Source organism: Streptomyces sp. NPDC058796, assembly GCF_042745235.1.
Taxonomy (GTDB): domain Bacteria; phylum Actinomycetota; class Actinomycetes; order Streptomycetales; family Streptomycetaceae; genus Streptomyces.
The window spans coordinates 134,880-149,402 of sequence record NZ_JBHYOP010000014.1 but is presented as its reverse complement, the minus strand read 5'-3'; the positions used below and the strand labels follow the sequence as shown (position 1 = coordinate 149,402).

At 71.3% G+C, this 14,523-nt stretch carries 17 protein-coding genes and 1 pseudogene; 13 read left to right on the top strand and 5 right to left on the bottom strand.

What is annotated here, in order from left to right:
• Window positions 1-145: 145 nt before the first annotated feature.
• Both ACFW47_RS30720 and ACFW47_RS30715 read left to right on the top strand, forming a co-directional pair.
• The gene (locus tag ACFW47_RS30720) at window positions 146-493 is read left to right on the top strand and encodes a hypothetical protein (RefSeq protein ID WP_386282393.1); all 348 of its coding nucleotides are present in this window, start codon (window positions 146-148) and stop codon (window positions 491-493) included.
• Between the two features lie 61 nt (window positions 494-554).
• Window positions 555-1,709 (top strand): amidohydrolase family protein, encoded by a 1,155-nt coding sequence (locus tag ACFW47_RS30715; RefSeq protein ID WP_386282391.1) that lies wholly within the window; start codon window positions 555-557, stop codon window positions 1,707-1,709.
• Window positions 1,710-1,719: 10 nt separating this feature from the next.
• Here the strand turns inward: ACFW47_RS30715 and ACFW47_RS30710 are convergent, their stop codons facing one another.
• The 4 genes from ACFW47_RS30710 to ACFW47_RS30695 all read right to left on the bottom strand — a co-directional run bounded on the left by ACFW47_RS30710 (window position 1,720) and on the right by ACFW47_RS30695 (window position 5,404).
• The gene (locus ACFW47_RS30710) at window positions 1,720-2,727 is read right to left on the bottom strand and encodes a heme A synthase (protein WP_386282389.1); all 1,008 of its coding nucleotides are present in this window, start codon (window positions 2,725-2,727) and stop codon (window positions 1,720-1,722) included.
• Window positions 2,728-2,782: 55 nt separating this feature from the next.
• A complete protein-coding gene (locus ACFW47_RS30705) occupies window positions 2,783-3,556 on the bottom strand; it encodes an ABC transporter permease (protein WP_386282387.1) in 774 nt (257 codons plus the stop codon).
• Window positions 3,553-4,476, bottom strand: coding sequence for an ABC transporter ATP-binding protein (locus ACFW47_RS30700; RefSeq protein ID WP_386282384.1), 924 nt, complete (start codon window positions 4,474-4,476; stop codon window positions 3,553-3,555). The genes ACFW47_RS30705 and ACFW47_RS30700 overlap by 4 nt, the downstream gene beginning before the upstream one ends.
• Before the next feature lie 139 nt (window positions 4,477-4,615).
• Window positions 4,616-5,404 carry an aminoglycoside N(3)-acetyltransferase gene (locus tag ACFW47_RS30695; RefSeq protein WP_386282382.1) on the bottom strand — a complete coding sequence of 263 codons (789 nt, stop codon included), beginning with the start codon at window positions 5,402-5,404 and terminating at the stop codon, window positions 4,616-4,618.
• A 160-nt stretch (window positions 5,405-5,564) separates the two neighbouring features.
• Between ACFW47_RS30695 and ACFW47_RS30690 the strand changes: the two genes are divergently transcribed.
• The 11 genes from ACFW47_RS30690 to dapD all read left to right on the top strand — a co-directional run bounded on the left by ACFW47_RS30690 (window position 5,565) and on the right by dapD (window position 14,214).
• Window positions 5,565-6,323, top strand: coding sequence for a helix-turn-helix transcriptional regulator (locus tag ACFW47_RS30690; RefSeq protein ID WP_386282380.1), 759 nt, complete (start codon window positions 5,565-5,567; stop codon window positions 6,321-6,323).
• The gene (gene sufB / locus ACFW47_RS30685) at window positions 6,320-7,741 is read left to right on the top strand and encodes a Fe-S cluster assembly protein SufB (protein WP_386282378.1); all 1,422 of its coding nucleotides are present in this window, start codon (window positions 6,320-6,322) and stop codon (window positions 7,739-7,741) included. Before ACFW47_RS30690 ends, sufB begins: the two co-directional genes overlap by 4 nt.
• Before the next feature lie 83 nt (window positions 7,742-7,824).
• Window positions 7,825-9,015 (top strand): Fe-S cluster assembly protein SufD, encoded by a 1,191-nt coding sequence (gene sufD, locus ACFW47_RS30680; protein ID WP_386282376.1) that lies wholly within the window; start codon window positions 7,825-7,827, stop codon window positions 9,013-9,015.
• The gene (locus tag ACFW47_RS30675) at window positions 9,012-9,329 is read left to right on the top strand and encodes a non-heme iron oxygenase ferredoxin subunit (RefSeq protein WP_073721582.1); all 318 of its coding nucleotides are present in this window, start codon (window positions 9,012-9,014) and stop codon (window positions 9,327-9,329) included. The genes sufD and ACFW47_RS30675 overlap by 4 nt, the downstream gene beginning before the upstream one ends.
• A gap of 7 nt (window positions 9,330-9,336) precedes the next feature.
• Window positions 9,337-10,101 (top strand): Fe-S cluster assembly ATPase SufC, encoded by a 765-nt coding sequence (gene sufC, locus ACFW47_RS30670; protein ID WP_386282372.1) that lies wholly within the window; start codon window positions 9,337-9,339, stop codon window positions 10,099-10,101.
• The gene (locus ACFW47_RS30665; protein ID WP_386282370.1) at window positions 10,098-11,354 is read left to right on the top strand and encodes a cysteine desulfurase; all 1,257 of its coding nucleotides are present in this window, start codon (window positions 10,098-10,100) and stop codon (window positions 11,352-11,354) included. The genes sufC and ACFW47_RS30665 overlap by 4 nt, the downstream gene beginning before the upstream one ends.
• Window positions 11,355-11,371: 17 nt before the next feature.
• Window positions 11,372-11,842, top strand: coding sequence for a Fe-S cluster assembly sulfur transfer protein SufU (sufU, locus tag ACFW47_RS30660; RefSeq protein ID WP_386282368.1), 471 nt, complete (start codon window positions 11,372-11,374; stop codon window positions 11,840-11,842).
• Window positions 11,839-12,171, top strand: a complete 333-nt coding sequence (locus tag ACFW47_RS30655; protein ID WP_073721574.1) for a metal-sulfur cluster assembly factor — start codon at window positions 11,839-11,841, stop codon at window positions 12,169-12,171. Before sufU ends, ACFW47_RS30655 begins: the two co-directional genes overlap by 4 nt.
• Window positions 12,172-12,275: 104 nt before the next feature.
• Window positions 12,276-12,596 (top strand): DMT family transporter, encoded by a 321-nt coding sequence (locus ACFW47_RS30650; RefSeq protein ID WP_386282366.1) that lies wholly within the window; start codon window positions 12,276-12,278, stop codon window positions 12,594-12,596.
• Window positions 12,596-13,132: a TetR/AcrR family transcriptional regulator gene (locus ACFW47_RS30645; RefSeq protein WP_386282364.1), complete on the top strand. Its 537-nt coding sequence runs from the start codon at window positions 12,596-12,598 to the stop codon at window positions 13,130-13,132. The genes ACFW47_RS30650 and ACFW47_RS30645 overlap by 1 nt, the downstream gene beginning before the upstream one ends.
• A 92-nt stretch (window positions 13,133-13,224) precedes the next feature.
• A complete protein-coding gene (dapD, locus tag ACFW47_RS30640) occupies window positions 13,225-14,214 on the top strand; it encodes a 2,3,4,5-tetrahydropyridine-2,6-dicarboxylate N-succinyltransferase (RefSeq protein WP_386307731.1) in 990 nt (329 codons plus the stop codon).
• Between the two features lie 79 nt (window positions 14,215-14,293).
• Here dapD and ACFW47_RS30635 read toward each other — a convergent pair.
• Window positions 14,294-14,479, bottom strand: a pseudogene (locus ACFW47_RS30635) (hypothetical protein); the annotation flags it as partial.
• Between the last annotated feature and the right edge of the window lie 44 nt (window positions 14,480-14,523).

Genomic DNA, 14,523 nt, shown 5'->3' with positions numbered 1-14,523 from the left:
CTACCCCACTGGTTTGGTGTATTTCGCGGGGTAGGGGGGGCCCCCCCTCCGGGCGTTGGCCCCCGTGGGGGGGGGGGGGGGGGGGCCCCCCCCCCCCCCCCCCCGCCCGTCGCCGTTCGATCTACCCGTCGGTAGCATCCTGTCCATGGCAGACACGCAGCAGTCAGACACCCGGCAGGCTGACGCGAAGGCGGAGCGCGAGACCGCGCGCCTCGCCCGGCGGATCGACTCCTTCTCCAAGGCCCACGGCGGTGCCGAGGGCCAGGTGGCCTACCTCGGCGAACGCGGTGCCCGGATCGTGCTGGTCGGCGAGGACGGGGCCTGGGGGGACGTGGTCGCACGCTCCTACGAGACGGCGCGCAAGGCCGTGGAGAAGGCCGGGATCACCGTCCACGAGGACTTCGACGGAGAGTTCGCGGCCAAGGTGACGACGGGCCGCTACGAGTGGTCCCGCATGGCCGGCCTCCAGATCGGCGGCCCGAGCAACACCTGAGACCGGGTTCACCCGTTAGGACCGTAGGAAGCCGCACACGGTCCCGTCACGGGGAGTCCGGATGATCGAAACGCCGTCCCTGGTCGACCAGTACTGCCACGGCGTCCTGAGAACGGAGCTGGGCCTCGGCACCTTCGAGGCCCAGCTGGCCCGCACCGAGGGCCCGCCCGCCCCGGGCACCACCCTCTTCGACACCCAGACCGGCTTCGCGGTGCGCCGCTGGTGCCCGCCCCTGCTCGGTCTGGAACCGCACTGCCCGCCCGCCCGCTACCTGGCCCGGCGCCGCGAGCTCGGCGTCCTGGAGGCCGACCGCCGGCTGCTGCGCGGCAGCGGCATCACGACGTACCTGGTCGACGCGGGTCTGCCCGGCGACCTCACCGGCCCCGAGGAGATGGCCTCGGCTGCGGCCGCCGACACCCACGAGATCGTGCGCCTGGAGCTGCTGGCCGAGCAGGTCGCCGACACCTCCGGCACCGTCGAGTCCTTTCTCGCCAACCTCGCCGAGGCCGTCCACGGCGCCGCCGCCCACGCGGTCGCCTTCACCTCGGTCGCGGGCGTACGGCACGGTCTGGCGCTGGCGCCGGAGCCACCGGGGCCGGGGGAGGTGCGCGGTGCCGCCGCCCGCTGGCTGAGCGGACGCGAGGTCGGCGGAGAGCTGAGCGACCCGGTACTGCTGAGGCACCTGCTGTGGATCGCCGTGGCCTCCGGACTGCCGCTCCAGCTGCACGCGGGCCTCGGCGAGCCAGGCCTGCGCATCGACCGCACCGACCCGGTCCTGCTCACCGACTTCGTGCGGGCCACCGCCGGCCTCGGCACCGACCTGGTCCTGCTGCACGGCTACCCGTACCACCGCCACGCCGCCCACCTCGCCGGCGTCTTCCCGCACGTCTACGCCGACTCGGGCGCCGCCCTGGTGCGCACCGGCGCCCGCGCGGCGACGGTCCTCGCGGAGATCCTGGAGCTGGCGCCCTTCGGCAAGATCCTGTTCTCCAGCGGCGCGCAGGGCCTGCCCGAGCTGCACGTGGTCGCCGCCCGCCTGTTCCGCGAGGCCCTGGGGCGGGTGCTGGGCACCTGGGTGGCCGAGGGGGCGTGGTCCCTGGGCGACGCGCAGCGGGTGGCGGGGTTGATCGCGGCGGGGAACGCGGGGCGGGTGTACGGCCTGGAGCAGGCCCCGGCGGGACTCGCGGGGAACGTGACCCCGCTCAGACCCGGGTGAGGGTGGGCCGTCAGGCCTTGGTGAGCGTCGCCTCGACCGCCGGGCCGGGCACGCCGGCCGTCTCCTCCGGCCGCTCCCGCAGCGCCAGCAGCACCCTCAGCGTGGCGATCCACACCAGGCACGAACCGAACATGTGGAGCCCGACCAGGACCTCCGGGAGGTCGGTGAAGTACTGCACGTAGCCGATGACGCCCTGGGCGAGCAGCACCAGGAACAGGTCGCGGGTACGGGACAGCGGACCCTTGGGCGCGTCGACCGCCTTCAGCACGAACCACAGCGCGAACGTCAGTGTCACGACGACCCACGCCAGCACGGCGTGCACCTTGCTCACCGTCTCCCAGTCGACCGGCATCCGCTCGACCTCGCTGGAGTCGCCCGCGTGCGGGCCCGCCCCGGTCACCACGGTGCCGACCGCGATCAGCAGTACGGAGACGACGACCAGGACCCACACCAACTGCTGGATCGCCTTGCCGACCATGGGGCGCGGTGCCGCGTCGCCCTCCCGGGTGCGCTGCCACATCACGGTGGCGACCGCGATCAGCGCGGTGGACAGCAGGAAGTGGGCCGCGACCGTGTACGGGTTGAGGCCGACGAGGACCACGATGCCGCCGAGGACCGCGTTGCCCATCACGATCCAGAACTGCGCCCAGCCCAGCCGGGTCAGGCTGCGCCGGAACGGCTTCTGCGAGCGCGCGGCGATGATCGCCCAGCCGACCGCCGCGCACAGCACGTAGGTCAGCAGGCGGTTGCCGAACTCGATGACGCCGTGGACGCCCATCTCGCTGGTGTTGGTCAGCGAGTCCTCGGTGCACTTGGGCCAGGTCGGGCAGCCGAGGCCCGAGCCGGTCAGGCGCACCGCACCGCCGGTGACCACGATGACCACCGACATGACGAGTGCGACGAGGGCCGCCCGCCGGACCGTCCGGGGATCCGGGGTCCAGCGTGCGGCGATGAAGGCGAGCGGGTTGCGCACGGCGGCTGCGGCGTCGGCGCGGGTCACGTTTGGCACGCCGTCCATCGTAGGCGTCCGCTTGTGCACGCTTTCACGAGGGTCGGTTCCAGGCATCGCGTCCCTACTCCCAGCGGAAGAACTTCCCGGCGGCCGCGATCCCCACGACGCCCCAGGCGGCGAGGATGCCCAGGTCGCCCCAGGGCATCGAGGCGCCGTGCTGGAGGACGTCCCGCAGGCCGTCCGACAGGGCGGAGATCGGCAGCAGGCCCAGCACGCTCCGCGCCGCGTCCGGGAACTCGTCCAGCGGCACGATCACCCCGCCGCCGACGAGCAGCAGCAGGAAGACCAGGTTGGCGGCGGCCAGCGTCGCCTCCGCCTTCAGCGTGCCCGCCATGAGCAGCCCGAGCCCCGAGAAGGCGGCCGTGCCGAGGACCAGGAGCAGCAGCACGGCGAACGGGTTGCCCTGCGGCGACCAGCCCAGCGCGAAGGCGATCACGGTCAGCAGGACGATCTGGAGCACCTCGGTGACCAGCACGGCCAGCGTCTTCGCGGTCATCAGCCCCCAGCGCGGCAGCGGCGAGGCGGCCAGCCGCTTGAGCACCCCGTACCGGCGCTCGAAGCCGGTCGCGATGGCCTGTCCGGTGAACGCCGTCGACAGCACGGCGAGCGCCAGGATGCCGGGGGCGAGGAAGTCGACGGCCTCGCCCGCCCCGGTGTCGATGATGTCGACGGTGCTGAAGAGCACCAGCAGCAGCGTCGGGATGATCACCGTGAGCAGCAGCTGCTCGCCGTTGCGCAGCAGCATCTTCGTCTCGAGCGCGGCCTGCGCGGCGATCATGCGGCCGAGCGGCGCCGCGCCGGGCTTCGGCGTGTAGGTGCCGGTGGTCGTCGTCATGAGCGCAGTTCCTTGCCCGTTAGTTCCAGGAAGACGTCCTCCAGGGTGTGCCGCTCCACCGAGATCCGGTCCGGCATCACCCCGTGCTGGGCGCACCAGGACGTCACGGTCGCGAGGAGCTGCGGGTCGACCTTGCCGTTGACCCGGTAGGCGCCCGGCGTCAGCTCGGCGGCGGAGGAGTCGGCGGGCAGCGCCTTGAGCAGCGAGGCGACGTCCAGTCCGGGGCGGCCGGTGAAGCGCAGGGTGTTCTCGGCGCCGCCGCGGCACAGCTCCTCGGGGGAGCCCTGGGTGACGACCCGGCCGGTGTCGATGATGGCGACGTCGTCGGCGAGCTGTTCGGCCTCGTCCATGTGGTGGGTGGTGAGGATGACGGAGACGCCGTCGGTCCGCAGGTCCCGCACGAGGTCCCAGGTGGCGCGGCGGGCCTGGGGGTCCAGTCCGGCGGTCGGCTCGTCCAGGAACACCAGCTCGGGGCGCCCGACCACGGCCATCGCCAGGGCGAGCCGCTGCTGCTGGCCGCCGGAGAGCCTGCGGTACGTGGTCCGGCCGCACGAGCCGAGCCCCAGCCGTTCGATCAGCGCGTCGACGTCCAGCGGGTGGGCGTGGAGCTTCGCGACGTGGCGCAGCATCTCGTCCGCGCGGGCGCCGGAGTAGACCCCGCCGGACTGGAGCATCACGCCGATCCGGGGCCGCAGCTCGCCGCCCTGCCGTACCGGGTCGAGACCCAGGACGCGCACCGTGCCGGAGTCCGGCCTCCGGTACCCCTCGCAGGTCTCGACCGTGGTGGTCTTGCCGGCTCCGTTGGGGCCGAGTACGGCGGTGACACCCGCCCGGGCCACCAGGTCGAGGCCGTCCACCGCGGTCTTCGTGCCGTACCGCTTCACCAGGGCCTGGACCTGGACCACGGGCTCGCTTCGCATGGGTCACGAGTCTAGGTAGGCGGGGGAGGGGCCGGGCGCGGGGGTGCGGGATCTCCTCCGGAGGGGCGGTGGCGGGGGCACGCGAGAAGGTGCCGTCGCAGCCGCGCGTGGGGAGCGCGCCCCCGGCGCCCGGTCGCGCTCACTCCCGCGGCCGGTGCAGCGGCAGCCACCGTTCCGCGTAGGCGACCGCGTCGGCCAGCGGGAACAGCCGCGTCACCGCGGCGCCGACCCGCCCGCGCAGGACGGGCCGGTCCCGTTCGAAGTCGTCGCCCAGTTCGTCGAACCGCTCGGAGGTGATCGACACCTCGGTCACCCGCTCCCAGCCCACCGGCCCCGGCCGCCCCACCTCCACCAGCGGGGAGGGGATCCGGTACTCGGCGAGGTGGAAGCCGGTGCACGCCTCGTAGCCGGCGCCGAGCAGCAGCACCCGGGCGCCCATCCGCTCCAGCGCCGCCAGCGGACTGCGCTCGCCGAGCCGGCAGTCCGTCGCGTGACCGGCGACCACCTCGGCGGCGCGCGGGCCGACGGCGGCGAAGGACGTCTGGGGGTGTGCGCTGCGCAGGGCGCCCGGCCAGGTGCGCACGGTCTCGGGGATCACCCCGACCCCGCGGGAGGGCGTGACCAGCGGGTCGTAGGCGGGCATCGCGGCCCGGACGGTGTCCCACCACTCCTCGGGCACCGGCGGGCTGCGCCACAGCGCCGGGTCCGAGAGGTCGCCGGTCTGGGTGGGGACCACCAGGGTGCCGTCCGGGCCGAGCGCGTCGAGCAGGCCCTGGACCACCGCGACGGGCCCTCCGCACACCCATCCGAGGGAGCTGAGGGAGGAGTGCACGAGGAGCGTGTCGTCACTGCGCACACCCAGCTCGCGCAGTCCGGCGGCGATCGCGCCGCGGGTGACGAGTGGGCCGGTGGGAGGGGGTGCGGACATGCCGGGGAGTGTCCCGCAGCTCCGGACCGGACGCCACCGGATTGATCGATCAAAGATCGTTTCCGCAGGTCAGATTAGGTGAACCTAAGTGACGCAGGGCACCGTCCGATGATCCGGACGCGGCTTGCCCGGCTCCGAGGAATTACGCAACAATGGCGTTGTGAAAAACGTTGGCGAGGCTCCGCAGGAGGAACTCGCGACCGGTGAGCGGTCCACCCGCAACCGCGTCGCGCGCTCCATCCTGGACCACGGGCCGTCGACCGTCGCCGAGCTCGCCGGGCGTCTGGGGCTGACCCAGGCCGCCGTCCGGCGCCACCTCGACGCGCTGGTCGCCGACGACGTGGTCGAGGCCCGCGAGCAGCGGGTCTACGGCACGCGCACGCGCGGGCGGCCAGCCAGGGTCTTCGCGCTCACCGACTGCGGCCGGGACGCCTTCGACCAGTCGTACGACAAGCTGGCCGCGGACGCCCTGCGCTGGATCGCCGAGCAGGAGGGCGGGGAGAAGGCGATCGCCGCCTTCGCCCGGGCCCGTATCGCCGGCCAGGCGGGCGCGTACCGCAGGGCGGTCGAGTCCGCGCCGCCCGAGAAGCGTACGGAAGCGCTGGCCAAGGCCCTGAGCGCGGACGGGTACGCTGCTACCGCGCGGAGCGCACCCCGGCCCCAGCAGGGCGAGCAGCTGTGCCAGCACCACTGCCCGGTCGCCCACGTCGCCGAGCAGTTCCCGCAGCTGTGCGAGGCGGAGACGGAATTTTTCGCCGAGCTGCTCGGTACACATGTGCAGCGGCTCGCGACCATCGCGCACGGCGACGGGGTCTGCACCACGTTCATTCCGAAGACTTCGCACGCGCCGCCCGCGGCGCAGGCGCCCACGAACACCGATCACGCATCTGCAAGCACGGCCGGGAGGAACCCCGCATGACTCTCCCCACGGAGACTGCTCACCCTGAGCTCGAGGGCCTGGGCAAGTACGAGTACGGCTGGGCCGACTCCGACACGGCCGGCGCCTCTGCCAGGCGCGGCATCGACGAGGACGTCGTCCGGGACATCTCCGGCAAGAAGTCCGAGCCGGAGTGGATGACCAAGCTCCGCCTCAAGGGCCTCAAGCTCTTCGAGAAGAAGCCCATGCCCAACTGGGGCTCGGACCTGTCGGGCATCGACTTCGACAACATCAAGTACTTCGTGCGCTCCACGGAGAAGCAGGCGGAGTCCTGGGAGGACCTGCCCGAGGACATCAAGAACACGTACGACAAGCTCGGCATCCCCGAGGCGGAGAAGCAGCGCCTCGTGGCCGGTGTCGCCGCCCAGTACGAGTCCGAGGTCGTCTACCACCAGATCCGCGAGGACCTGGAGGAGCAGGGCGTCATCTTCCTCGACACCGACACCGCGCTCAAGGAGCACCCGGAGCTCTTCAAGGAGTACTTCGGCACCGTCATCCCCGCCGGTGACAACAAGTTCGCCGCGCTGAACACGGCCGTCTGGTCCGGCGGCTCCTTCATCTACGTGCCGAAGGGCGTGCACGTCGAGATCCCGCTCCAGGCCTACTTCCGCATCAACACGGAGAACATGGGCCAGTTCGAGCGGACCCTGATCATCGTCGACGAGGGTGCCTACGTGCACTACGTCGAGGGCTGCACGGCGCCGATCTACAAGTCGGACTCCCTGCACTCCGCGGTCGTCGAGATCATCGTCAAGAAGAACGCCCGCTGCCGCTACACGACCATCCAGAACTGGTCGAACAACGTCTACAACCTGGTCACCAAGCGTGCCGTGGCGTACGAGGGCGCGACCATGGAGTGGATCGACGGCAACATCGGCTCCAAGGTGACGATGAAGTACCCGGCCGTCTACCTGATGGGCGAGCACGCCAAGGGCGAGACCCTGTCCATCGCCTTCGCGGGCGAGGGCCAGCACCAGGACGCCGGCGCCAAGATGGTCCACATGGCCCCGAACACGTCCTCCAACATCGTCTCCAAGTCGGTGGCGCGAGGCGGCGGCCGCACCTCCTACCGCGGCCTGATCGAGATCGGCGAGGGCGCCCCGGGCTCCAAGTCCAACGTGCTCTGCGACGCGCTGCTCGTCGACACCATCTCCCGCTCGGACACCTACCCCTATGTGGACGTCCGCGAGGACGACGTGTCCATGGGCCACGAGGCGACCGTCTCCAAGGTCTCCGAGGACCAGCTCTTCTACCTGATGAGCCGCGGCCTGTCCGAGGACGAGGCGATGGCGATGATCGTGCGCGGCTTCGTCGAGCCGATCGCCAAGGAGCTGCCGATGGAGTACGCGCTCGAACTCAACCGGCTGATCGAGCTCCAGATGGAAGGCGCGGTCGGCTGACCACCGGCCCGGGGGCGGCCCACCGGTCGCCCCGCCGTCCCATCCAGCCCCATATGTAACGGAAAGCGAGCACTACGACAGCCATGGCTGAGGCTCAGAACATCCCGGTCGGTTCCACGACCGCCGGTGCGATCGCGGTGGCCGCCGAGGCCGACTCGACCGTCGCCACGCGCATGAGCGCGCCCCCGTCCTTCGACGTGGCGGACTTCCCGGTCCCGCACGGCCGCGAGGAGGAGTGGCGCTTCACTCCGCTGGAGCGACTGCGCGGCCTGCACGACGGCACCGCCACCGCCACCGGCGAGGGCGTCAAGGTCGCCGTCGAGGCCCCCGAGGGCGTCACCGTCGAGACCGTCGGCCGCGACGACGCCCGGCTCGGCCGGACCGGCAAGCCCGTGGACCGCGTCGCCGCCCAGGCGTACTCCGCCTTCCAGCAGGCCGGCGTGATCACCGTCCCCAAGGAGACGGTCCTCACCGAGCCCGTCCGCATCGCCGTCCACGGCGAGGGCGGCACGGCCTACGCCCACCAGGTCATCGAGCTGGAGGCCTTCGCCGAGGCCGTCGTGGTCATCGACCACACCGGTGACGCGGTGCTCGCCGCCAACGTCGAGTACGTCCTCGGCGACGGCGCCAAGCTCACCGTCGTCTCCGTCCAGGACTGGGACGCGGGGGCCGTACACGTCGGCCAGCACAACACCCTGATCGGCCGCGACGCGAGCTTCAAGTCGGTCGTCGTCACGTTCGGCGGCGACGTGGTCCGCCTGCACCCGCGCGTCCAGTACGCCGGTCCCGGCGGCGAGGCCGAGCTGTTCGGCCTCTACTTCACCGACCGGGGCCAGCACCAGGAGCACCGCCTCCTGGTCGACCACAACGTCCCGCACTGCAAGTCCAACGTCGTCTACAAGGGCGCGCTGCAGGGCGACGACGCGCACGCGGTCTGGATCGGCGACGTGCTCATCGAGGCCAAGGCCGAGGGCACCGACACCTACGAGATGAACCGCAACCTCGTCCTCACGGACGGCGCGCGGGTCGACTCCGTGCCGAACCTGGAGATCGAGACCGGCGAGATCGTCGGCGCCGGCCACGCCTCCGCGACCGGCCGCTTCGACGACGAGCAGCTCTTCTACCTGATGGCGCGCGGCATCCCCGAGATCGACGCCCGCCGCCTGGTGGTCCGCGGCTTCTTCGCCGAGCTGGTCCAGCAGATCGGCGTCCCGGACATCGAGGAGCGCCTGCTCGCCAAGATCGAAGAGGAGCTGGAGGCGTCGGTCGCATGACCTTCGTACGCGTCTGTGGAGCGGGCGAGCTGGAGGAGGACACCCCGAAGCGGGTGGAACTCGACGGCACGCCGATCTCCGTCGTGCGCACCGAGGGCGAGGTCTTCGCGATCCACGACATCTGCTCGCACGCGAACGTCTCCCTCGCCGAGGGCGAGGTCGACGACTGCCACATCGAGTGCTGGCTGCACGGCTCGCGCTTCGACCTCCGCTCGGGCAAGCCCGACAGTCTGCCGGCGACGCGCCCCGTCCCCGTATACCCCGTAAAGATCGAAGGGGACGACGTGCTCGTCTCCCTCACCCAGGAGTCCTGAGGCACCCATGGCAACGCTTGAAATCCGAGACCTGCACGTCACCGTCGAGGCCGACAACGCCACGAAGGAGATCCTCAAGGGCGTCGACCTCACCGTGAAGCAGGGCGAGACGCACGCCATCATGGGCCCCAACGGCTCCGGCAAGTCGACCCTCGCCTACTCCCTCGCGGGTCACCCCAAGTACACGATCACCAGCGGCACCGTCACCCTCGACGGCGAGGACGTCCTGGAGATGTCCGTCGACGAGCGCGCCCGCGCCGGCCTCTTCCTCGCCATGCAGTACCCGGTCGAGGTCCCCGGCGTCTCCGTCTCCAACTTCCTGCGCACCTCCGCCACCGCCGTGCGCGGCGAGGCCCCCAAGCTGCGCACCTGGGTGAAGGAGGTCAAGGAGGCCATGGAGCGCCTCAACATGGACCCCGCCTTCGCCGAGCGCAACGTCAACGAGGGCTTCTCCGGCGGTGAGAAGAAGCGCCACGAGATCCTCCAGCTGGAGCTGCTCAAGCCGAAGATGGCGATCCTCGACGAGACCGACTCCGGCCTCGACGTCGACGCCCTGCGCGTCGTCTCCGAGGGCGTCAACCGGGTCCGCGAGACCGGTGAGGTCGGCACCCTGCTGATCACCCACTACACGCGCATCCTGCGCTACATCAAGCCCGACCACGTCCACGTCTTCGCGGCCGGCCGCATCGCCGAGTCCGGCGGCCCCGAGCTGGCCGACAAGCTGGAGGCCGAGGGCTACGAGGCATACACGAAGGGTGGCGTATCCGCGTGACACAGCTGCCGGGCCTCCTCGACACCGAGGCGATCCGCAAGGACTTCCCGATCCTGGACCGCGTGATCCACGACGGCAAGAAGCTCGTCTACCTCGACAACGCCGCGACCTCGCAGACCCCGCGCCAGGTCATCGACGTGCTCGACGAGTACTACGAGCAGCACAACGCCAACGTCCACCGTGGCGTGCACGTCCTCGCCGAGGAGGCCACGGCGCTGTACGAGGGCGCCCGGGACAAGGTCGCGGAGTTCATCAACGCGCCCTCCCGCAACGAGGTGATCTTCACCAAGAACGCCTCGGAGTCCCTCAACCTCGTGGCCAACATGCTGGGCTGGGCCGACGAGCCCTACCGCGTGGACCACGAGACCGAGATCGTCATCACGGAGATGGAGCACCACTCCAACATCGTGCCGTGGCAGCTGCTCGCGCAGCGCACCGGCGCGAAGCTCCGCTGGTTCGGCCTGACCGACGACGGCCGCCTGGACCTGTCCAACATCGACGAGGTCATCACCGAGAAGACGAAGATCGTCTCCTTCGTGCTGGTCTCCAACATCCTGGGCACCCAGAACCCGGTCGAGGCGATCGTGCGCCGCGCCCAGGAGGTCGGCGCGCTCGTCTGCGTCGACGCCTCCCAGGCCGCCCCGCACATGCCGATGGACGTCCAGGCCCTCCAGGCCGACTTCGTGGCCTTCACCGGCCACAAGATGTGCGGCCCGACCGGCATCGGCGTCCTGTGGGGCCGCCAGGAGCTGCTGGAGGACCTGCCCCCGTTCCTCGGCGGCGGCGAGATGATCGAGACCGTCTCGATGCACTCCTCCACGTACGCCCCGGCACCGCACAAGTTCGAGGCGGGCACGCCTCCCATCGCGGGAGCGGTCGGTCTGGGCGCGGCGATCGACTACCTGAACTCGATCGGGATGGACAAGATCCTCGCCCACGAGCACGCACTGACGGAGTACGCCGTCAAGCGCCTGCTGGAGGTCCCGGACCTGCGCATCATCGGCCCCACCACGGCCGAGGAGCGCGGCGCGGCGATCAGCTTCACGCTCGGCGACATCCACCCCCACGACGTCGGTCAGGTCCTGGACGAACAGGGCATCGCGGTCCGGGTCGGCCACCACTGCGCCCGCCCCGTCTGCCTGCGCTACGGAATTCCTGCGACCACGCGAGCGTCGTTCTATCTGTACTCCACGCCGGCCGAGATCGACGCCCTGGTCGACGGCCTGGAGCACGTACGGAACTTCTTCGGCTGACGGGACGAGCGAAGAGCATGAAGCTGGACTCCATGTACCAGGAAGTCATCCTGGACCACTACAAGAACCCGCACGGGCGGGGCTTGCGGGATGGCGACGCCGAGGTCCACCACGTCAACCCGACATGCGGCGACGAGATCACCCTCCGCGTGAAGTACGACGGCACGACGATCAGCGACGTCAGCTATGAGGGGCAGGGCTGCTCGATCAGCCAGGCCAGCGCCTCCGTGCTGAACGACCTGCTGGTCGGCAAGGACCTGGCCCAGGCGCGGCGCATCCAGGAGACCTTCCTGGAGCTGATGCAGTCCAAGGGCAGGATCGAGCCCGACGACGCGATGGAGGAGGTCCTGGAGGACGCGGTCGCGTTCGCCGGGGTCTCGAAGTACCCGGCCCGGGTCAAGTGCGCCCTGCTGAGCTGGATGGCCTGGAAGGACGCCACGTCCCAGGCACTGGACGGAGCCGACGCCGAGAAGGAGACGACGGCATGAGTGAGACCGTGGAAATGAAGCCGGCCTCCGAGGAGGAGGTCCGCGAAGCCCTGCTGGACGTCGTGGACCCCGAGCTGGGCATCGACGTCGTCAATCTGGGCCTCATCTACGGCGTCCACATCGACGACGCGAACATCGCGACGATCGACATGACCCTGACGTCGGCGGCCTGTCCGCTGACCGACGTGATCGAGGACCAGGCCAAGTCCGCCACGGACGGCCTCGTCAGCGAGCTGCGGATCAACTGGGTCTGGATGCCGCCGTGGGGCCCGGACAAGATCACGGACGACGGCCGCGAGCAGCTGCGCGCGCTCGGCTTCAACGTCTGAGACGGCTTTCGACGTCTGGGACACACCGCTTGAGAGAACGGCGGCGCCCGATGGGCGCCGCCGTTCCCGTGCGTGCGGAACCTCCGTTATGTACGCTCGTACACATGGGATATCTGCTCCTGGCCGGAGCCATCGCCGCCGAGGTCGCCGGCACCACCGCCATGAAGTACAGCGAGGGCTTCACCAGGCTGGTCCCCTCGCTGCTGACGGCACTCGCCTACGTCCTCTCCTTCACGCTGCTCGCCCAGACCCTGAAGACCCTCGCCGTCGGCACCGCCTACGCCATCTGGGCCGGTGTCGGCACGGCGGCCATCGCCGCCATCGGCGTGGCGTTCCTGGGCGAGGGGATGACCGTCGCCAAGGCCGCCGGCATCGCGCTGATCATCATCGGCGTTGTCGTCCTCAACCTGGGCGGCGCGCACTGATGCCGCGCCGCCACGACCCCGAGCGGCGTCAGCGGATCATCGACGCGGCGATCCGGGTCGTCGGGCGGCAGGGCATCGCGGGCCTCAGCCACCGCGCGGTCGCCGCCGAGGCGGACGTCCCCCTGGGCTCGACGACGTACCACTTCGCCACCCTCGACGAACTCCTGGTCGCCGCCCTGCGCCAGGCCAACGAGGGCTTCGCCAAGGTGGTCGCCGGGCACCCGGCCCTCTCCGACCCCGGCGCGGACCTCCCCGCCGAACTCGCCCGCGTCCTCGGCGAGTGGCTGGGCGGGGACCGCACGGGCGTCGAGCTGGAGTACGAGCTGTATCTGGCGGCCCTGCGCCGGCCCGCGCTGCGCCCGGTGGCCGCGGAGTGGTGCGAGGGGGTGGGTGCGCTCCTCGCGGCCCGGACGGATCCGGTGACGGCGCGTGCGCTGGTCGCGGTGCTGGACGGGATCTGTCTGCAAGTGCTCCTGACGGACTCGGCGTACGACGAGGGGTACGCGCGGGAGGTGCTGGCGCGGGTGCTGGGCTGAGGCGGGCGGTCCCGGCCGGGGGAGGCGACCGCCACGTGAGATGCCCGGCGGCCGGTTCGCAACCGGACCCCCCGGGCGGTTAGGTTGCCCTCATGACCGACACGACTGCTTCCCGCACCACCGGCGCCGTGGCCGCCGGGCTTGCCACGATCGCCGCCGACGGCACCGTCCTCGACACCTGGTTCCCGGCCCCGGAACTCGCCGCCGAGCCCGGCCCGTCCGGCACCGAGCGCCTCACCGCCGAGCAGGCCGCCGAACTCCTCGGCGGCGGCGCCACCGCCGCGGTCGGTCCCGACGCCCGCCGCGGCGTCGAGGTGGTCGCGGTCCGCACGGTCATCTCCTCGCTGGACGAGAAGCCGGTCGACACGCACGACGTCTACCTGCGCCTGCACCTGCTCTCCCACCGCCTGGTCAAGCCGCACGGCCAGAGCCTGGACGGCATCTTCGCCCACCTCGCCAACGTCGCCTGGACCTCGCTCGGCCCGGTCGCCGTCGACGACATCGAGAAGGTGCGCCTCAACGCCCGCGCCGAGGGCCTGCACCTCCAGGTCACCTCGATCGACAAGTTCCCGCGCATGACGGACTACGTCGCCCCCAAGGGCGTCCGCATCGCCGACGCCGACCGTGTCCGGCTCGGCGCGCACCTGGCCGAGGGCACCACGGTCATGCACGAGGGCTTCGTCAACTTCAACGCCGGCACGCTGGGCACCTCGATGGTCGAGGGCCGCATCTCCGCCGGCGTCGTCGTCGGCGACGGCTCCGACATCGGCGGCGGCGCCTCCACCATGGGCACCCTCTCCGGCGGCGGCAACGTGCGCATCGTCATCGGCGAGCGCTGCCTGGTCGGCGCCGAGGCGGGCGTCGGCATCGCGCTGGGCGACGAGTGCGTGGTCGAGGCCGGCCTCTACGTCACCGCGGGCACCCGCGTGACCATGCCCGACGGCCAGGTCGTCAAGGCCCGCGAGCTCTCCGGCGCCTCCAACATCCTCTTCCGCCGCAACTCGGTCACGGGCATGGTCGAGGCCCGCCCGAACAACGCGGTGTGGGGCGGCCTGAACGACGTCCTGCACAGCCACAACTGACCGGCGAACGCAGAGCGCCGAAAGAGCCGCCTGAACGCCCTCCCGGCCCGCCCGTGCGCGGCGCCCGGGAGGGCGTTCGGCGTTTCCGGGCCCGGTACCGCTTCAGCGGCGCGGCGATGCGGTCCCGGTCGGCCGCGCCGTTCAGCTCTCTCAGGAGGTCGTCGGGGCACAGCTCGTAGTGCTCGCCCCGGAACCGGCCCCTGCGGCTGTCCCAGATCCGGTATCCGCCCGGAACGCCCCGGGCCGCACAACGTCGTCTGCTCACCGCGTGACCCCAGGCGCGCGGGTGGTGCGGGGCCAACACGATGT